Here is an 18,717-nt window from a genome sequence, read left to right as displayed (position 1 = left end):
ACGCGTCACCGGAGAGGAGAGAGCTCCGTGTTCTCATCGGGCCAGTCGTCCTGGACCAGCGGAGGACAGGACAGGTTCCTCGAGAGCATGGAGACGAGGAATTCGGTGATCCCCGTGTCGAACACGTACCACCGGCTTGCATCTCCCACCACGATCCCCCACTTCCGAGGGTCGTCCGAGGAGGTGTGCCAATACAGGCTGTAGGCCACGTCGGTCGTTCCGAATCTCAGCAGGTCGTCGAAGTGGATGAACTCACCCTCGATCTCCAGGCGGGTGAACCCGACCCCGCTGCCGCTGAAGAAACCGGCCTTCCCCCCGGTCGCCCGCCCCAGATCCTCCCGGTCCCCCGCACGGACCCGCGCGATGGCGGCAGGACCCAGGACAGCGAAGCCGTCATCCAGGGCGAAGGGTCCGAAATAATCGTGCAGAGCCTTGTAGTCCTCGGGAAAGGAGATCCCGGATTCCGATTCCAAGGCGTTCCAGTCAGCAGGGCCTTCCCCTGACCCAGCCCCGGGAAATCTGTCCTTCATCCACTGCAGATGGTTCATGAAATCCCCTCGACGTACCACGGAACACCCCGCTCCGGGCACCCGGCACAGTCCATCCGACCACACCTCACCGGCCCCGTTCCTCACCGAACAGCGGCCGTCCGCGAAAATGGGCGGGCAGGACCTCGCACTCCGGTGTTCCCGTCGCGACACCCAGGGGGTTATACCTATGCCATAGCTATGCCAGCGCTGTCAGGTCGAAGGTGCGCGGAGGGCCCGAGAGGGTTGCCTTCGCTGCGGCTCCGAAGCGGTCAAGGATCTCGACCTCCCCTGCCTCGATTCCGTCCAGTGCCAGTCGAACGAGGTAGTCCGGTTCGATCATCGGATCCTCGGGGAGAGCGAACCCGGAAGCCTTCATGGCTTCTTTCAGGGTTTCGCTGGCCACGAGCCCGGGGACGAAGGCGGCCACCAGGGTCCCTTGGTCCGCCAACTCCACCCGCACACCGTTGGTAAGTCCCCACTGCGCGGATTTGGCGGCGGCGAGGGCGGTGTTGCTCTCGACGGTGGTCCAAGCCACCGCTGACAGGACGTTGAGGATGGCACCGCCACCATTGCCGGCCAGCACGGGGGCGAACGCTCGGATCATGGAAAGTGTGCCGAAGTAGTGCGATTCCATGAGCTGCCGGACTACATCGAGGTCTCCGCTGACAAGGTTTCCGATTCCCGTGTAGGCACCGTTGTTGATCAGCAGGTCGACGTCGGTGGCGACCTCGGCGGCGGCTTCGACGGACGTTTGGTCGGTGATGTCGGTATAGAGCACCTCGGCACCGGGGATATCGACAAGCTCCGGGCGGCGGGCCGTGGCATAGACCTTCGCCCCGCGACGCAGGAGCTCGATGGCGAAGTGGCGACCCAGCCCGCTGTTGGTGCCGGTGACGAGGGCTGTGGATCCTTGTAGCTGCATGGGGTCCTTGTCCGATCTGGGCTTGCGGGGCTGCCCGACGAGGAAGAACATGACCGATCGGTCATCTTAAGCCGACAGTGGACCACAAGATGACCGCCTGGTCAACTTGCTAGGATGGCGTGCATGACCCTGTCTGCCCGTTCACTGCGCTCAGACGCGGCGCGAAACCGAGAACTACTCCTCGCTGCCGCAGAGGAGGAGTTCGCCAAGCGGGGCATGGATGCCTCGATCGCGGATATCGCTCGCCGTGCGGGCGTGGCGAAGGGGACCGTCTTTCGACACTTCGCCACGAAGGAGGAACTGGTCGCCGTGGTCGTCGGCGGTCATTTCGTCTCGCTCGGCGCCGTCGCGGGAAATCTGCTGGAATCCGCTGATCCCACGGGTGCGTTGCTGGAGTTCCTGACTGTGGCGGCAGAACAGTTGCAGCACCAGGATCTTGTGTTCTTGCAGGCGGTCACCGAAGGAGATTCAACAGTGACCGAGTGTCGGAATCAGCTGCATGCGAGAACCAATGCTTTGGTCGACCGCGCCCAGGAAGCCGGTGGAATCCGTTCTGACGTCACCGGGTCCGATATCCTTCTGATTCTCTGCGCTCTCGTTCACACGGTCGGTCTCCGGACGGAACAAACTCCAGATTCATGGCGGCGTCACCTCACCATCCTCTTCGACGGGCTGCGGCCCCAGGGTGCTTCTCCGTTGCCGGGCCCGGCTCCGGAACGGCTCTGATGAGCTGGTGGGAGGCGGCACTGACGCGAGGAGGGCCGACACGGTCCTGAGAATCTCGTCGGCCCTGACCGAGTAGCTCACGGTTCTCACATGCGAGGCCACCGAATACGGGCGGAGTTCTCTCGCGTAGTGGTGACCGCTTCACGCATACCTCCCCGCCACACGGGACCGCGCCCAGGCCAGAGTTCGTTCAAGTTCCCGGCATGAGGGAGACAGCGCCGGTCCTGAGGTTTTCACGTGCGGACGAGTTCATCTTGCAGTCCTGTGGCAGAGGGGATCCGACATGGCGCTCGACCGCACCCCACTCGTCCTCGTCGAACGAGAAGGGTGGACCGATGCCGGCCATGCCAAGAAGCCTTTCGGCGAATCCCGCCATTGTCTTCCAACCCGTTCCTGAGTTGATGGGCCTGTATGCGTGATGTCGGCCGAGCGTCGACGGGGGAGCGCGGGACGGCCCGGCCGTCCGCCACGAAGGTTCTGCCAGCAGCGGCGACGGGCCGTGCCGCTCCGCCCCCGGGCTACCGGCCGACCGCGGGCGAACCCGAACCCTCCGCCCCCTCGGGCGCGGCCGGCGCGGCGGTCCGGTTGCGTACCAGCATGGTCGCGGGCACCGCGGCGAGGACGAAGAGCACCCCCGCCATGGCGACGTAGAGGTACACGCCGGCCGCCGTGCTCACCGGGGCGCCGTCGGCCGAGGTCCCGGCGATCTGGGTCGCCTTGAGCACCTCTCCCCCGGCGAAGTTGAAGACGACCGAGCCGAGGGCGAGCACGACCGACACCAGTCCGGCGACCGTGCCCTGCCGCTCGGGCGCCTCGATGCCGGTCGCCAGGTTGTAGCCGGAGGCGCCGATCGCGCCGGCGGCCATGCCGACCATGGCTCCGCAGGCGATCGCGACCGGGAGCACCGACACCCCCGCCAGCATCGCGAAGGTCGCCACCGCCCCGACGGCGATGCCGCCGAGGAGGGGCAGTGCGGGGCCGAACCGCCCCGCGATCCATCCGGCGCACGTGCCGCCGACGACGATGCCGAGGTTGGGCGCGGCGAGCAGCACGGCGACCGCCTCCCCGTGGCCCAGCCCGTAACCGAGCCCCAGGTCGGGGGGCACCTGGGCGATGATCCCCGTCAGCTGGAGCATGCTGCGGAAGGATCCCGCCGCCAGGACCAGGGCCAGCAGCGTGAGCAGGATCGGGCGGCTGAGGGCACGGATGTCGATGACGGGCTCCTCGACCCGCAGTGCGAGGAACGCCCAGCCGGTCAGCGCGGCGGTTCCGGCCGCCAGCAGCGCGACCGTGCCCCCGGACAGCCATCCGAGGTCACTTCCGAGGCTGATGTAGGCGAGTACCGCGCCGAGGCCGCCGCCGAGCAGGAGCGCCCCGCCCACGTCGATCCGGCCGGTGCCGCGGATCGGCGACTCCGGGATGAAGGAGCGCACGCAGAGCGCGGCCGCCGCGGCGAGCAGCGCCGCCGCGACGAACACGCTGCGGTGGCCGAACACCTCGATGACCGGCTGCATCAGGAACGGCTCGGCGATGCCGACGACCGCGGAGCCGGACGTCACGATCCCGACCACGGCCATCGCCACACCCGGGGTGCAGATCTGGCGGACGAGGGCCACCGTGATGAAGACGGCGGCGAAGGCGGCGCCTTGGAGGAAGCGCCCCGCCAGGAAGACCCACACGTTGGGGGCGGCGAGGCAGACCAGCGCTCCCGCGCAGGCCAGGAGCAGGGTGGCGACGAGTACCCGGCGCTGCCCGAAGATGTCGGAGCTCTTCGCGAGCAGCGGCGACCAGATGGCCCCGGCCAGCATCGCGCTCGCGTTCAGCCATGCGGCCTGGTCGGTGTCGAAGTGGGCCAGCAGCTGGGGCAGGACCATCATGGGCGAGCCGATGGCCACGTCTGCCAGGACGTTGGCGAGGGTGAGGACGGCCGCCCAGAGGAGGAGCCGCTTGCTCCAGCGGTGCTCCTGGGCGCCCGGGGCGGGCGTTGCCGGCGTGTCTTTCACTGTGGGTTCTCTCCAGTGCATGGGGGCGGGGGCCCGGCGGAGGGCACGAGGCGCGGGCGGCGGGGCCGGTCCGGGAGCGGTGCCCCCGGGCGCCGGTCGTCCCGCGCCGGTTTCAGGGGGTGCCGGCGCCGGAGGCGCGCAGCGCCTCGTTGCGGGCGGCGATGTCTTCCCAGGTGGCGGGCAGCATGCGGTCGCGGCCGCTGTGGACGCGGCCCTGGGCGAAGGTGACGTAGGGGCGCTGCCGGGCCTCGTACCGGGCGAACGCGGCGGTGTGGTCGCCGCCGCTCCGTTCGAGTTCCTCGGCGAGGAAGCGGGCGCCGGTGAGCGCGAGCGAGGTGCCCCGGCCGGACAGGTAGGCGGGGCTGTACCCGGCGTCCCCGACGAGGGCGACGCGGCCGCGGTGCCAGGAGGGCAGGTGGATCTGGCTCGCGGAGGTGAGGTAGAAACCGGGGTCGGCGCGGGCGGCGTCGAGCAGTTCCGGGATCCGCCACGACCGGTGGCCGGCGAAGGCGTCGAGGAGGATCTTCTTCTGGGCGCCGAGGTCGCGGTGGTCGTGGTCGATCGGGTCCGAGCGGAACTGGAAGACCGCGACGGCCCTGCCCTTGTACCGGAAGACGCCCGCCATCCGGCCGGGGACGTTGTGGATCGGGTTGATGCCCCCGGTGTGGGCCTCTCCGGGGAGGTCGGCGAGGGCGAAGTAGACGCCGAGGTGCCGCAGGTGGTCCTTCTCGGGTCCGAACACGAGCCCGCGGACGGCGGAGTGCTGGCCGTCGGCGCCGAGCACCAGGTCGTACCGGCCGGTGCGGCCCGAGGCGAAACGGACGTCGACGCCGCTTCCGTCGTCGTTCAGCGCCTGGATCGAGTCGCCGAAGCGGATCGCCGCGGTGGCCGGGAGCGCGTCGGCGAGGATGCGCACGAGGTCCTCGCGGAGGAGTTCGATGTCGTCGTCGGAATCGTTGATCTGCGCCAGCGGGAGCGGGGCGACCGGCTCGCCCGCGCTGTCGACGAACTGGGCGAGCTCGGACATCCGGATCCGCTGCTTCCGGATCTTCGCGAGCAGTCCCATCCTGTCCGCGGCCTCGATCGCGTCACCGCGGATGTCGACGGGTGTTCCTGTGATCCGGAGGTGGTGGGCGTACTCGACGAGGGTGACGTCGTGGCCGCGGGCGCCGAGTCCGATGGCGCAGGCGAGCCCTGCGACACCGGCTCCGGAGACGAGGATGTTCACGTGGGCGCTCCAGGTTTCGCTGGGGTGGGGTGTGCGAGCGGGCCGGTGGCCGTTCGCGGGTGGGGCGGGCGGAACCGCGGAGCAGGGCGGCCGTCGTCCGGGGCGCTGCCACGGCGACCCGACGACACTAAAGCAATCATCTGTTGCTTTTAGAGAGCTTACTGACGACCGGCTTGCACCGCAACGCCGAGCCGGGCGACAATCGGCACCCGAGCAGAGGACCAGGAGGTGGGCGCGGCGATGGCCGACGGGAACACTGACCGGCCGCCCGCACGGCGCCCCGGTGGCCGCAACGCACGGGTGAGGGCGCAGATCCTCGCCGCGACCGCCGAGCTCGTGGCGCGCGACGGCATCGCGGGCTTCCGCTACGAGGAGGTCGCCGAGTTCGCCGGCGTGCACAAGACCAGCGTCTACCGCAACTGGCCCGACCGCGAGGAGCTGGTGGTCGAAGCCCTGCTGCGCTACGCCGAGGACCTCGCCTCGGTCGCCGACACCGGCGACATCCACCGGGACCTGGTGGACTTCCTGGAGGCCCTCGCCGGCGGTCTGGAGACGCCGTTCGGCCGGACGCTCGAACAGGCCGTCCAACCCGCCCGCCAGGGCCCCACCGTCCAGGCGCTGAGCAGGATCCTCGACCAGCGCGTGGCCGCCATGCAGCGGCGGGTGGACACCGCCGTGGAGCGGGGCGAGCTCCCCCCGGTCGACAGCTCCTTCCTCGGCGAGATGATCTCCGGCCCGGTGCACCTCATCGTCAACCGCGGCATGCGCTCGTTCACCCGCGCGGACGCGGAGCGCATCGTCGGCGTGGTGCTCGCCGGCCTCCGGGCCACGGCGGCGCACGTCTGATCCTTCGCCCCGGCCAGCCCGCCGGGGCCGGAGGCCGGAGCGTCCTCCGGCGGACGCCTCCGCTGTGGCGCGGCACCACACATCGACGCAACACGGGGCCGAGTACGGTCCGGCGCATGCGTAGACAACTCCTCCTGCTCGGCGCCCTGTGCGCGCTCGCCGTACCCCTGTTCACCGCGATCCCGGCCCAGGCGATCGTGGGCGGCACCGAGTCCACCAGCGCCTACTCCTTCATGGGCTCTTTCCAGCCCTCCTATCCCGCTCCCCCGCGCGAGGACGGCCACGGATGCGGTGTCCTGCTCCTGGCCCCCCAGTGGGTGCTGACCGCCAGCCACTGCGCCGGCAAGAACCCGACCAACGCGAAGGTGGGCGTCCCCCGGGACTGGAAGGTCCGGATCGGGTCGCTGGACAGCACCTCCGGGGGTGAGGTGGCCGAGGTCGACCACTACTACCGGCTGGCGACCAGCAACGACGAGGGCGGCTTCTGGGGCAGGGACCTCGCGTTGATGCACCTGGCGGCCCCGGTCGAGGCCGAACCCGTGCGGATCGCCCGGAGCACCCCGGCGGAGGGCACGCCGACCAGGCTCCTGGGCTGGGGCATGACCTGCGACGACAGCGACGACCCGGCGTGCTACCCGAACCGGTTGCACGAGGCCGACACCGTCGTCCAGCCGGACTCGGCGTGCGGGACCACGGACGACACCGACGAACTGTGCATAGGCAGCCGTGACGGCAGCGTCAACGCGGCCAACATGGACTCGGGCGGGCCCGCGCTGGTCCGCGAGGACGGGGAGTGGGCCGTGGCCGGCGTGGTCAGCGGCCCGAGCGGGACCGACGCCCCGGTCTGGTTCACCGACGCCACCCTGCACACCGCGTGGGTCGAGGGCATCATCGACGGCACCGACGTGCCCGCCGACGACGAGATCCCGGACGTGGAGGGGGCGGCGTACCTGGGCGGCTGCGCGGGGTCGGTGGTGCGCACCGCCTCCTCGCTGCCGGAGGACCCCGCGCTCATGCTGACCAACGGCCACTGCGTGCAGGAGGAGCGGCCCGCCCCGGGAAGCGCGCTGGTCGACCGCCCGGCCGACGGCGAGGTGCACGTGGCCGACCCCCAGGGCTACCCGCAGGCCACCGCCCGGCTGGAACGCCTGGTGTACGCGACGATGACCGGTACCGACGTCGCCCTCTACCGCCTGGACACGACCTACGGGCAGCTGGAGTCGGAGGGGGCCAAGGTCCTCGAACTGGCCTCCGAACCCGTGCGCTCGGGCGATCCGCTCAGCATGCTCGTCCCCTACACCCGGCTGGAGTGCTCGGCCGAAGCCGTGGTCCCGCACCTGCGCGAGGGCGGCTACGAGCAGGACGACGCGATCCGCTACGCCTCGGGCGAGGGCTGCGATGTCTTTCCGGGCATGTCCGGTTCGGCGCTGCTGGCCCCCGACGGCTCCACTGTGGTGGGGGTCCACAACACCCACAACCGGGACGGCGAGGAGTGCACCGACAACAACCCCTGTGAGGTGGACGGGGACGGGAACGTCACCTTCGGGCAGGGCCGCGCCTACGGCCAGCAGGTGCACATGGTCACGGACTGCCTGACCACCGGGTCTGAGCTGGACCTGGCGCAGCCGGACTGCACCCTCACCGGGGCTTCGCGCCCCTGAGCGACCCGTCCGGGTCGGGCGCACCCGCCGGTCCGCCTCCGCGGCGGACCCGCCCCGGTCCGCGGGGCCAGTGTGGCAGCGCGACAGCCCCCCGCAGGGCCGAACCGTCGAAGTGGTCGCTGGCCGCTGCGGCCGAACCCGGCACGGGCCGGGTCCGCGCCCTCTACGGTCGTTGCCATAAGCAACGTATGGCTTTGCCTCCAGCCCCCGCCGGAGCGCCTCAGGAGGGGCGCGTGCCCGAGGTGCTCCAGGTCGCGGCCCAGGCCCCGCCTCCTCCTGTGGGGTCGGGGTTGGGTGAGACCCACGAGCACGGGTGGGAAGCGGGCCGGTACCGGTACCGGGGGTTGTGGGAGCCGGATGGGGACCTGGACGAGCTGATGGGGCTGCTGCCCCGGACCGAGGAGGAGTAGCCGATGCGAAGCGATCACGCCACGGCACCTTGAGGCGCATCAGGAGATGCGACTGGCCATATGAGATAGGCGGTTCAAAGCCTACCCGGAAACAGCAGAGCCCCTCCTTTTCATCCCCCTGCGGAGCACAGCCACGTAGGGTAGTGCAGGGTCCGCTTATCAACCCCCATCATCAACCCTTGCAAGGGGTAGAAATTTAAGCAAATGTCTACAATGTCCTATTATATATAATTCCCCTGTGAGGGTGGAGGGCGAGCGCTTAGCGCTCGCCCTTCCTGCTGCCCAAGTGGGCTGTGATCACATCATCGATCGACAGTAAAGTCATTTTCTTAACGACTTAGGGAGTTCGCGTGACAGAGGAGCCTCAGGAGCGAAGCCAACGAGACATACAGCTCCAGGTCAAACGCTGTTCAGAGCAGCGTGGTTTTTGGTATTTCTGGTCAAAAAGTCCGAAAAAGGTAGACACGGAAGTAGTGAACGTAAAATTCACAGAAGAAGGCATTCCGGACAAGAAGGGATAGCCACACAGCTGCACCCCCTGCCGTGCCAGCTACCATACTGGCCCTACTCTCGCAGGAAAACCGAACAATGTCCCGACCTGGCCAAAAACGGAACTCTCAAGCCTGCACTGTCACCAGCTCTCTCTACGGTGCTCAAAGATGATTCCGAAAAGCGGAGGAGGTGACCCATGCGTCTTCGAATGACGGTCCGCACGGCTGCCACATCCCTGGACTGGGAGAACGTGCTTCGCCCAGGCCGCGGCCTAATCTACGAGCTGCTTTCGCGCGGTGCCCCTGAGGTCGGCGCCCAACTGCACGAACGCGGTTGGGGAGCGACCGGTATGACCCCCTTCGGACACAGCGCTCCGACATTTCCGTCGGCTCGCCGCAAGCGCGGCCAGTACGCGGCGGGCGGGGTCGGTGTCCTGGAGTTCGGCAGTCCCCTTCCGGAGGTTGTCGAAGGCGTGGCCAAAGGACTGGCCGGGCAGACAGTCGTGGACTGGGGTGGTGTAGCGCTGCGGGTCGACTCGGTCGATGTCGTTCCCCCGCCGGACTTCGCCTCCGGCAAGGCCGTGTTCAGGACCTCCACCCCCGTGGTGATGAAGGGTTCCGGGCACGACGAGTACGGGGAGCGCACCACCCGGCAGGCGTGGGTGCTGCCGACCGAACCGGAGTTCCCCGCCTACTTCGAGTCCAACCTGCGCCGTAAGGCTCTGACGGTGGGGACTGACCCCGACGTCAGCGTGCAGGCCATCACCTGGGTGGGACCCAAACGCAGCTTCGCCGTGGGCAAGGGCCGCAAGCCCGGAGCCGCCGTGGAAGCCGAGGTCCACGGTGCCCCGGAAACCCTGCGGTGTATCTGGAGCTGGGGTCTGGGCCAGGCCAACGCCGCGGGTTTCGGGTGGGTGGTCGCGTGAGCACCACAACCACCGGGCTCAGTGTGCGGTTGACCGCGCACCCCCTCCAGCGGGTGGGTGCGTTCGCGCTGTCCTCGCTCGTGCACCGCAAGCCGGTGAAGCTGAAGCAGCTCGCCCACCCCTTGGAGCTGACAGAGCAGGACCTGCGAGCGGCGAACGCGAACATGACCCGCGACCTGGGCCGCACCACCACCGTCGCGACGAGCAAGGAACCCGGGGGGTTCTGGCTGGGAACCAGCTACCTGTTCTGGCCCAACTGCCCCATCAACACCACCAACCGCAAGTCCCTTCTGGGGCAGGACCTCAAGGACAAGCTCGCCCAGTGGCGCGACCTGTCCGAGGCCGACACCGTCCTGGACGCCCGATGTGTGCTGTGCGACCACCCGGCCTGCGGGTTCTACGGCAAGGTCGACGTTCCGCTGCTGGAGAGTTCCTCCTACCGCAACACCACGATCCCCACCCATGAGGGGATGGCGCTGTGCCGGGGCTGCCTGCTGAGCTTCTACGCGCTGCCCTACGGGTGCGCGATCGGTGGCGGGCGGGCGACGGCACTGCACAGCTGGGACGACAACCTGCTCCGCGCGCTCACCAAGTTCCAGGTCGACCGGACCCGGCGCCAGGCCGTGGCCGGCGCCCCGGCGGGCGAACGTCCCTCCTACGCCCGCCAGCTCGCCGCGCTGAGCAGTCTGCGGGGCTATGAGGAGACGGTGACCGAGGGGGTGGAGCTGATGGTCTTCACCAACAGCAACAAGGAGCAGGAGCTGGCGGTGCACGCCATGGACCAGCCCGCCACGGAGTGGATCCGCGACCTGCCCAAGCCGTCCTTGCTCTGGTTGGGGCGTGCCCACCGCTGGGAGAGGGTGCCCGGCCGGTCCATGCTCGCCCGCAACCTCTTCGACCTGCCCGAGCGGGTGATTCCCACCGTCGCCCACTTCCTGCGCGAACGCGCCCTGGGCAAGGACGGTATCTGCGCCCAGACCCCGCTGCTTTCCGCCACATGCTCCTCCTACGCCACGAAGGTGCTCCAGGTGTCCACCACCGACTTGGACCAGATCAACCAACTCGCCGCACGCATCGCCCGGGCCCTCAACACCGAGGACGACAAGGAACTGAAGAAGTTCCTCCAGGCCCGCAAGAAGCTCGCCACCCTGCGCGCCTGGCTGCAGCGCGCCTCCGTCGACCGCACCCTGCGCACCCAGGAAGCCGAGCCGTTCATCACCGAGCGCCAGTGGCGGCTGCTCTTCGACGCCGAGGACCGGGTCTTCCTCCACCGCGACCTGTTGTTCATCGGCGTGCTCAACCACCTGCACGAACTCAAACCCTCCTGGCGCGGACGCGACCACGACGACGTGTCCACCGACGACCTCATTCCCGACACCGACCTGGATGCGGAGAACAACTGATGACCTACCTGGTGGGCAAGATCGCCCTGGACATCACCGCCGGCGCCCCCAACAACGGCCGCGGCGAGGACAACACGGCCAAGGTCAAGTACCTGACCATCGGACGCGGTGAACGCGTCCCCTACATCTCCGCGCAGGCGCTGCGCCGGTGGTGGCGCGACTCGCTGCCCGCGACCGAGAAGCGCTCCCCGGTCACCCGGTCCGGCACCGGCAAGAAGCAGCAGGCCTATACCGCGGGACGCCCGGACCTGCACCTGGACGACGACCTGTTCGGCTACATGGTCGCGATCAAGAAAGAGAACTACCAGCGTGACACCGTCCTGGCCACCGGCACCCTCGTCTCGCTGGCATCCAAGCGCATCAGCACCGACTTCGGCACGATGAGCCGCGGCTTCCCGGCGGACGCCGACCCGGTCATCCACGAACACGAGCACTACACCGCCGAGATGGCCGGGGACGTGCTGTTGGACCTGCCACGGGTGGGCACCTTCGAACAGGACGGAGGGGGCCTGCGCCGAGCCTTGTCCCCGGCCGCAGCCGAAGAGGCCGTCAACGCCGGCGCCGACGAGTACGTGCTGCGCGGCGTCGGGTCGCTGCGTCTGCCGATCCAGGAGCGCCGACGCCGGGCCGCTGTGTTGCTGCGCACCCTGGCCCAGGTCCAGGGTGGGGCCAGCCGCGCCCTGCACTACGGCGACCGTGCCCCTTCCTTCGTGCTCCTGGCCCCCCTCAAGGGGGGCAACAACCCCTTCACCCGTGTGCTGGCCACCGGGCCGCAGGGCGTGTTCTTCGACGTGGCGGTCTTCGCCGAGGAGATGCGGGCCTGGGCCGATGAGCTGGACGGGCCCGTCCACATCGGCTGGGCGCCGGGGTTCCTCGGAGCCCAGCGCGAGCAGGTCCGTGACGACCTGGTCGAGCACATCACGGCCGGGCGTGTGGTGATCGACCACCCGCGCACCGTCCTGGGGACCCTGGCCAAGGAGATCGAGTCTGGTCAGCGCGACGCCTGGTTCGAGGACCCGGCCGTATGACCGCCGCTCTGGAGATCACGGTCACCGCCCCGGTGGCCTCCTTCCGCAACCCCCTGTACTCGGGTGTGCAGGTCACCCTGCCCTGCCCCCCGCCGTCCACCGTCGCGGGCCTGCTGGCCGCGGCGGTGGGCGGCTGGGACCGCATGCCCGCGGACACCCGCATCGCCATGGCCTTCACCGCCCGGGGCAAGGGGGTGGACCTGGAGACCTTCCACCCCTTGGACGCCGAAGGCAAGAGGCGGGACGCCACCCCCAAGGACCACGAGTTCCTCGCCGACACGACGCTCACGGTGTGGGTGCTGAACCATCTGGACCTGTGGGAGCGGGCTCTGCGCCGGCCGGTGTGGCCGCTGCGCCTGGGCCGCAGCCAGGACCTGGCCTCGGCCCGCACCCGCCGCATCACCCTCCACGCGGGCGCGGGTTCCCAGGGACATGCCCTGCTGCCGGCAGAGGCGTCCACCTCGGGGATGCAGGTGCGGATGCCGCACGCGATCAGCCCCGACCGCTCCCGCATCCAGTGGGGCACCTACCGCTACGCCCCCAAGGGCAGCGCCGCGAAGGTCGACTCCTCCTTGCGCACCGACGGCGGTCAGGCAGTCGTGCCCCTGCCCCCGGTCCACCCCCGCGCGAGTGCCGAGGAACAGGTCGAGCTGCCGCACATCTGGGCCAAGAGCCTCGACAAGCGCATCCGACCTCCCCAGCCAGGGGAGGCGCTGACCACCCACCTCCAGGCCACCACCCGGGCCCTGGACCTGCTGCGCGCCCGCGTCGGCGCCCTGCCCGGGATGGACGAGCGCTTCTGGACCTGGGCACGGTTGGCGTGCTTGTTCCACGACGCCGGGAAAATCCCGAACGGGTTCCAGACCATGGTGGGAAACCCCCCTCCCGCCCAACCGTGGGGGAAAAGGCACGAGATCTACTCGCTCGCCTTCGTCGAGCACGTCCTCGCCCACCTACCGGAAGAGGAACGCACCTGGGTCGGACTCGGAGTACTCACCCACCACCGGCCCCTGGCCGGAGGTGAGGGGTCCATCCGCAATGAACAGCTCACCCTGACCGACCCCCAGCAGGTGCAGGACAGCTTCGGGCCCGTGGACACCGCTTCCGCCAACGCCCTCGCCGCCTGGTTGGCCGCACGCGCCTCGGCGCCCGCACCCGCACCCGTCGACCAGTCCGACCTGGCCCAGGCCACGCACCGGATGCTGGACCGCATCCTCAAGAAGTGGGAGCACGGGGAGAGCCCTGATGAGCGGGCCGGGCTGACCGCCGCCCTGCTCCAGGGGGCCGTCACCCTGGCCGACCACGTGGCCTCCGCCCACAGCCCACTGCTCACCGACCACCCCCTGGTCGGCGCCGACTACCCCAGGCGGCTGCGCCTGGAACTGGCCGGCAGGGGCAACAGCGCCTACCCCCACCAGGAACGGGCCGAGGCCACCACCACGCACATGGTCCTCCGTGCTCCCACCGGGCAGGGCAAGACCGAAGCCGCCCTGCTGTGGTCCCACACCCACACCCGCGACCTGGCCGCCGGCACAGGCGGCACACCCCGCCTGTTCTACTCGCTGCCCTACCTCGCCTCGATCAACGCCATGGCCACGCGCCTGCGCCAAGTGCTGGGCCAGGACCAGGTCGGTGTGGTCCACTCCCGCGCGGCGAGTTTCTACCTGTCCACCGCCTCCTGCGACGAGCACCAGCTGGGCGATGCCGGCCAGGAACGCCGACGGGCCTCCCGGGCTGTCGCCCAGGCCAACGCCAGTCGCCTGTTCCGGGAGCTCGTGCGCGTCACCACCCCCTACCAGCTCCTGCGCGGAGCTCTGGGAGGTACCGCGCACGCGGCCACCCTCATCGACAGCGCCAACTCGGTGTTCGTCTTCGACGAACTCCACGCCTACGAACCCGTACGCCTCGGCATGATCCTGGCAATGATGCGCCAGTGGGCTAACCTCGGCGGGCGCATCGGCGTCATCTCCGCGACCCTGCCCGACCGGCTCCTGGACACCATTCGGGAGACTCTTGGCGAAAACCACCGGGTGGAGCTGGTGGAGCCCGACGCCGACTACGCCTGGCCGCGTCGCCACCGTCTGTACCTGCGCCAGGAACACCTGACCGACCCCACGAGCGTGGAGCAGATCAGGGACGCGTTGCGCGCGGGGCAGAGCGTGGCCGTGATCGCCAACAACGTCGCCGACGCCTGGAACCTCTACGACCAGCTGGCTCCCTTGGCCAAGGAACTCCACGGCGACGACGCCGCCCTGCTCCTGCACTCCCGGTTCAGGACCGGCGACCGCAGCAGGATCGAAAAGGCCATCCGGGACCGGTTCGGCACCAAAATCACACCCCGCCGCCCCGGGCTGCTGGTGGCCACCCAGGTGGTCGAGGTGTCCCTGGACGTGGACTTCGACGTCCTGCACACCTCCGCCGCACCCCTGGAAGCGCTCCTGCAGCGCTTCGGACGCGTCAACCGCGTCGGCGCCCTGGAAGGACCGGCGCCGGTCATCGTGCACCAAGCCCACTACGCCCCGCGCGGCAGGAGCGGACCCGAGTTCGCCGACAAGGTCTACGATGCCGAGCCCACCAAGCTGAGCTGGGACATCCTGGCCCGCGACGACGGCCAGGAGCTGGACGAGCGATTGTTCACCACGTGGCTCGACGAGATCTACACAAGCTCCTGGGGCGATGCGTGGCAAGCCCAGGTGGAAGAGTCCGCCGCGAACTTCCAGGACTACTTCCTGGGCTTTGAACAGCCTCTGAACGACACATCCGAGCTCTCCAAAGCCTTCGACAAGATGTTCGACGGCGTGGACGGCATCCTCGCCAAGGACCGGCAGGACTACGAAGACGCACTCTTCGAGAAGGCAGCAAACGAGGAACCGGGGACCGGGCGGTTGCTGGCCTCGCAGTACCTGATCCCGCTCCCCCACTACGCCCGATTCCTGGGTACCTGGGACCACAAGCTCAAGGTCCTGGTCATCGACGCCGAGTACAAAGCCGACCGTGGACTCACCGCGATCAGGTCAACATCCAGCACGGGCTCCTACCAGCCCGGAGCGATCCTGTGATCGGCGTCGAAGATGTCGGAGGGGTGCCCATGAAGTACCTCTACCACTGCCCCCGCCAGCTATGGCTGTACGCCCGGGGCTTTCGCCCCGAAGCCACCAGCTCCACCGTCCAACTCGGCGAGGCGGTCCACGAGACCTCCTACCGCCGAGCCCACCCCGCCGACCTGGGCTCGGCACGCCTGGACGACCTGGACGGCAACCTGTGGGTCCACGAGATCAAGTCCTCCTCCCACGCCACCGCGGCAGACGAAGCCCAAGCCGTGCACTACTCCTACCGGCTCCGCCAGGTCGGCGTCGACGCCCAGGGCGCGATCCCGCACTACCCCAAGACCCGGCGCACCCATGGTCCCCGGTCCCTGCATCGCCTTGGTGTGGGCCCCTACAAGGGGTAGCAACCCTGGCAGCTCCTCGACGCGGTCGGCCAAGCCGAGCGCCCTCATCGCCCCTAAGAGGGGTAACAGCTTGTAGGCCTGGTCGGTGTCCCTGTTGTTACGGGGGACCTCATCGCCCCTACGAGGGGTAGCAACAATGCCGGTACGACCGCGCCCAGGCCCTCCGGATCGTCCTCATCGCCCCTACGAGGGGTAACAACAGGAGCGCCCGGTGGTTGGCGATGCCCGCTTCGGTGTCCTCATTGCCCCTACGAGGGGTAACAACGCCGCCAGGGCGTCGGTGTGGGTCTCCAGGGACCAGCGTCCTCATTGCTCCTACGAGGGGTAGCAACGAGAGCGGGAGTTCGCGGTGGAGCCACTCGCCTGTGGTCCTCATCGCCCCTACGAGGGGTAGCAACCACATCACCGCCCTGCACCCGATCGGAGACGACCGTCCTCATCGCTCCTACGAGGGGTAGCAACGTGCTGCGGCTGCGGGTGGTCTCCCAGGCCGTCTCGTCCTCATCGCCCCTACGAGGGGTAGCAACAGGCGCTCAGCCGCCACGGCTGGTCCTGGCTGCTGGTCCTCATCGCCCCTACGAGGGGTAGCAACTCTAGCCTTCGGCCGCTGTCGAGGTCGCGTCCCAAGTCCTCATCGCCCCTACGAGGGGTAACAACTCGGGTTCGTAGACCGCGCGGGCGCCGGGGTCGGGTCCTCATTGTCCCTACGAGGGGTAACAACCCCACTACCGGGCCGGAGGGCTCCCGGCCGACCAGCCGTCCTCATCGCCCCTACGAGGGGTAACAACACGACAAGCGTCTGGCCGCCGACCACCCCGAGATGTCCTCATCGCCCCTACGAGGGGTAACAACAGCAGGCGCCGCTGGTCCATGGCCAGGCCGCCCATGTCCTCATCGCTCCTACGAGGGGTAACAACCCGTAGGCCGCGGTGAGCTGGCGGGGGGAGGCTCCGGTCCTCATTGCCCCTACGAGGGGTAACAACGGGGCCGTGGTGGCACACTAGCCCCACACCCCCAAGGTCCTCATTGCCCCTACGAGGGTTAACAACAGTCACCTCCTGGTTCTGAGCTGTTGCGGTGGTCGTCCTTATCGCTCCTACGAGGGGTAGCAACGTCCCGGCGCCACGGTGACCGACGGCCGCGTTACCGTCCTCATCGCCCCTACGAGGGGTAGCAACCGGTTGCCGGCGGTGGTGCCCTGGGCGGCCTGGGGTCCTCATCGCCCCTACGAGGGGTAGCAACATGGCGTCCAGGGCGCGGGTGATGGCGGCCAGGGCCGTCCTCATCGCCCCTACGAGGGGTAGCAACACGGGGACGGCGGTGTCTCCACGGGCGGGGACAGGTCCTCATCGCCCCTACGAGGGGTAACAACACCCACCGCCACTGGTGGGGTTCACCCACGTAGGCATCCTTATCGCCCCTATGAGAGGTAGCAACACACGGTCACGCCTCCTCCCCAGCGATCTTCCGAAGCCTCATCGCCCCTACGAGGGGTAGCAACGCGGTGTGCTGGGCATCAGCCGCCAGGGCGCGCAGGGTCCTCATCGCCCCTACGGGGGGTAGCAACAGGACGGCGTTGACCACGGCGCAGGACCGTGCGGGTCCTCATCGCCCCTACGAGGGGTAGCAACGGGGCGGACGCGTCTCGAACCCCGCCCGCGTGGTGGTCCTCATCGCCCCTACGAGGGGTAGCAACAGGCGTCCGGGTGGGATCTGGCGGCCCCGCGACCCGCGTCCTCATCGCCCCTACAAGGGGTAGCAACCGGACTGGCGGGAGCGGGAGAAGGAGCAGTACGGGTCCTCATCGCTCCTACGAGAGGTAGCAACCACATGGACGGGAGCTGGCGCAGCTCCTGGCGCACCGGTCCTGATCGCCCCTACGAGGGATAGCAACTGGCGATGGGCGAGGACACCTACCGGGTGATCCCGTCCTCATCGCCCCTACGAGGGGAAACAACATTCCCATCTAGTAGTACTTCGTTAAGTATCTGTTTTCTCGGCTCGGTTCCGCGATCATGGACGCGTAGATCTGGCCGCTGTAGAAGAGCTGCGCGAGGACCTCGATTGGTCTCCACGGTGGACCCCGAGGCCAGGCACATCCATAAGAACCGCACCCGGCACCAGGCGGGGTACAAGGGCCACGTCGCCGTCGAACCGGAGAGCGGCCTGTTCACCGGGGTCGCCCTCACCAGCGGCTGCGGGGCCGACAACCACGAGGCCAGGGTCGCCGAGGACCTGCTGGCCGAGGAGGCCGAGCCGGTCCAGGTACTGGGCGATACCGCCTACGGCACCGCGGACCTGCGTGAACACCTGGAAGAGGCCGGTCACGGGCAGGTGCTCAAGCCCCCGCCGCTGCGTTCGGTAGTCCCTGGTGGGTTCACCAGCGACGACTTTCGCATCGACACCGCAGGCGGCCAGGTGGCCTGTCCGGCCGGGCACACCCGCCTGCTCGGCGAACCGCTCAAGGGCGGCTTCCGCCAGGCCCAGTTCAAGAAGCTGTGCGCGGGTTGCGCGTTGCGTGAGCGCTGCACCACCTCCAAGACCGGCCGGGTCCTGCGGGTCCACCCCCAGCACCAGCGCCTGGCCGATGCCCTCCGCCAGGCGGCCGACCCCGCCTGGAAGGACGCCTACCGGCGCTGGCGCCCGCCCGTCGAACGGGGCATCGCCTGGCTGGTCGCCCGGGGCAACCGCCGGTTGCGCTACATCGGAATCCTCAGGAACGACACCTGGCTCCTTAACCGGGCCGCAGCCCTCAACCTCCGGCGACTGGTCAACCTCGGCCTCACCCCGCTCCAGACCGTGTCGTCAAAGTGGGGCGCTCGCCTGCAAGATCAGATCCCGACTCGAGCCAGGGCTCGCGCCCACAGCACCGTGCCGTGCTCGTCCCGGGACAGGTCGGTGGGCACGAGCAGTTCGTTGCGGTTCGGGTTGAGGTGCCCCGAGGTTTCCGGGCAGCGACAACACGGGCCACCACGAGCCATGAGGCCGTGCGCTCGGGCAGATCGATAGAGCCCAGTGGACGTTCGTGAACCATGGTCCACGGGTGGCCGGGCGGGGAGATTCTCACCCGGGCCGTGGTCACGCGAGCGGGC

At 69.0% G+C, this 18,717-nt stretch carries 14 protein-coding genes; 10 read left to right on the top strand and 4 right to left on the bottom strand.

Annotated elements, in window-relative coordinates; all coding sequences use genetic code 11:
• Positions 1-5 precede the first annotated feature (5 nt).
• Positions 6-548, bottom strand: a complete 543-nt coding sequence (locus ACFQBR_RS27825; protein ID WP_344177977.1) for an SMI1/KNR4 family protein — start codon at positions 546-548, stop codon at positions 6-8.
• Positions 549-726: 178 nt separating this feature from the next.
• Positions 727-1,503 carry an SDR family NAD(P)-dependent oxidoreductase gene (locus tag ACFQBR_RS27820; protein ID WP_344177975.1) on the bottom strand — a complete coding sequence of 259 codons (777 nt, stop codon included), beginning with the start codon at positions 1,501-1,503 and terminating at the stop codon, positions 727-729.
• Positions 1,504-1,575: 72 nt separating this feature from the next.
• On the opposite strand from ACFQBR_RS27820, the gene ACFQBR_RS27815 reads away from it, so the two are divergent.
• Complete coding sequence (locus ACFQBR_RS27815; protein ID WP_344177972.1) at positions 1,576-2,178, top strand: TetR/AcrR family transcriptional regulator; 603 nt, start codon at positions 1,576-1,578, stop codon at positions 2,176-2,178.
• 518 nt (positions 2,179-2,696) lie between these two features.
• Here ACFQBR_RS27815 and ACFQBR_RS27810 read toward each other — a convergent pair.
• A complete protein-coding gene (locus ACFQBR_RS27810) occupies positions 2,697-4,181 on the bottom strand; it encodes an MFS transporter (RefSeq protein ID WP_344177969.1) in 1,485 nt (494 codons plus the stop codon).
• Positions 4,182-4,293: 112 nt separating this feature from the next.
• Positions 4,294-5,409: an FAD-dependent monooxygenase gene (locus ACFQBR_RS27805; protein WP_344177967.1), complete on the bottom strand. Its 1,116-nt coding sequence runs from the start codon at positions 5,407-5,409 to the stop codon at positions 4,294-4,296.
• 240 nt (positions 5,410-5,649) lie between these two features.
• On the opposite strand from ACFQBR_RS27805, the gene ACFQBR_RS27800 reads away from it, so the two are divergent.
• The 9 genes from ACFQBR_RS27800 (at position 5,650) to ACFQBR_RS27760 (ending at position 18,634) form a co-directional block, all read left to right on the top strand.
• Positions 5,650-6,255, top strand: a complete 606-nt coding sequence (locus tag ACFQBR_RS27800) for a TetR/AcrR family transcriptional regulator (RefSeq protein ID WP_344177964.1) — start codon at positions 5,650-5,652, stop codon at positions 6,253-6,255.
• A gap of 116 nt (positions 6,256-6,371) precedes the next feature.
• Complete coding sequence (locus tag ACFQBR_RS27795; protein WP_344177962.1) at positions 6,372-7,916, top strand: trypsin-like serine protease; 1,545 nt, start codon at positions 6,372-6,374, stop codon at positions 7,914-7,916.
• Between the two features lie 233 nt (positions 7,917-8,149).
• Positions 8,150-8,326: a hypothetical protein gene (locus ACFQBR_RS27790; RefSeq protein WP_344177960.1), complete on the top strand. Its 177-nt coding sequence runs from the start codon at positions 8,150-8,152 to the stop codon at positions 8,324-8,326.
• An 841-nt stretch (positions 8,327-9,167) separates the two neighbouring features.
• Entirely contained in the window at positions 9,168-9,743 is a 576-nt protein-coding gene (locus ACFQBR_RS27785; protein WP_344177958.1) for a CRISPR-associated endoribonuclease Cas6, read from the top strand.
• Complete coding sequence (locus ACFQBR_RS27780; RefSeq protein WP_344177956.1) at positions 9,740-11,146, top strand: hypothetical protein; 1,407 nt, start codon at positions 9,740-9,742, stop codon at positions 11,144-11,146. Before ACFQBR_RS27785 ends, ACFQBR_RS27780 begins: the two co-directional genes overlap by 4 nt.
• Positions 11,146-12,174 carry a type I-B CRISPR-associated protein Cas7/Cst2/DevR gene (cas7i, locus tag ACFQBR_RS27775; RefSeq protein WP_344177954.1) on the top strand — a complete coding sequence of 343 codons (1,029 nt, stop codon included), beginning with the start codon at positions 11,146-11,148 and terminating at the stop codon, positions 12,172-12,174. The genes ACFQBR_RS27780 and cas7i overlap by 1 nt, the downstream gene beginning before the upstream one ends.
• Positions 12,171-15,233 (top strand): CRISPR-associated helicase Cas3', encoded by a 3,063-nt coding sequence (gene cas3, locus ACFQBR_RS27770; protein ID WP_344177952.1) that lies wholly within the window; start codon positions 12,171-12,173, stop codon positions 15,231-15,233. Before cas7i ends, cas3 begins: the two co-directional genes overlap by 4 nt.
• A gap of 29 nt (positions 15,234-15,262) precedes the next feature.
• Entirely contained in the window at positions 15,263-15,625 is a 363-nt protein-coding gene (locus ACFQBR_RS27765) for a Dna2/Cas4 domain-containing protein (RefSeq protein ID WP_344177949.1), read from the top strand.
• 2,064 nt (positions 15,626-17,689) lie between these two features.
• Entirely contained in the window at positions 17,690-18,634 is a 945-nt protein-coding gene (locus tag ACFQBR_RS27760; protein WP_344177947.1) for a transposase, read from the top strand.
• Positions 18,635-18,717: the final 83 nt, after the last annotated feature.

It is taken from the genome of Nocardiopsis tropica, assembly GCF_042660575.1.
GTDB lineage: Bacteria > Actinomycetota > Actinomycetes > Streptosporangiales > Streptosporangiaceae > Nocardiopsis > Nocardiopsis tropica.
This window is presented reverse-complemented; position numbering and strand designations above follow the sequence as displayed.

Excerpts from the sequence above, each read along its gene's own strand:
- ACFQBR_RS27825 (WP_344177977.1), bottom strand. The coding sequence starts at position 548 with ATGAACCATCTGCAGTGGATGAAGGACAGATTTCCCGGGGCTGGGTCA.
- ACFQBR_RS27820 (WP_344177975.1), bottom strand. The coding sequence starts at position 1,503 with ATGTTCTTCCTCGTCGGGCAGCCCCGCAAGCCCAGATCGGACAAGGAC.
- ACFQBR_RS27815 (WP_344177972.1), top strand. The coding sequence starts at position 1,576 with ATGACCCTGTCTGCCCGTTCACTGCGCTCAGACGCGGCGCGAAACCGA.
- ACFQBR_RS27800 (WP_344177964.1), top strand. The coding sequence starts at position 5,650 with ATGGCCGACGGGAACACTGACCGGCCGCCCGCACGGCGCCCCGGTGGC.
- ACFQBR_RS27795 (WP_344177962.1), top strand. The coding sequence starts at position 6,372 with ATGCGTAGACAACTCCTCCTGCTCGGCGCCCTGTGCGCGCTCGCCGTA.
- ACFQBR_RS27785 (WP_344177958.1), top strand. The coding sequence starts at position 9,168 with ATGACCCCCTTCGGACACAGCGCTCCGACATTTCCGTCGGCTCGCCGC.
- cas7i (WP_344177954.1), top strand. The coding sequence starts at position 11,146 with ATGACCTACCTGGTGGGCAAGATCGCCCTGGACATCACCGCCGGCGCC.
- cas3 (WP_344177952.1), top strand. The coding sequence starts at position 12,171 with ATGACCGCCGCTCTGGAGATCACGGTCACCGCCCCGGTGGCCTCCTTC.
- ACFQBR_RS27765 (WP_344177949.1), top strand. The coding sequence starts at position 15,263 with ATGAAGTACCTCTACCACTGCCCCCGCCAGCTATGGCTGTACGCCCGG.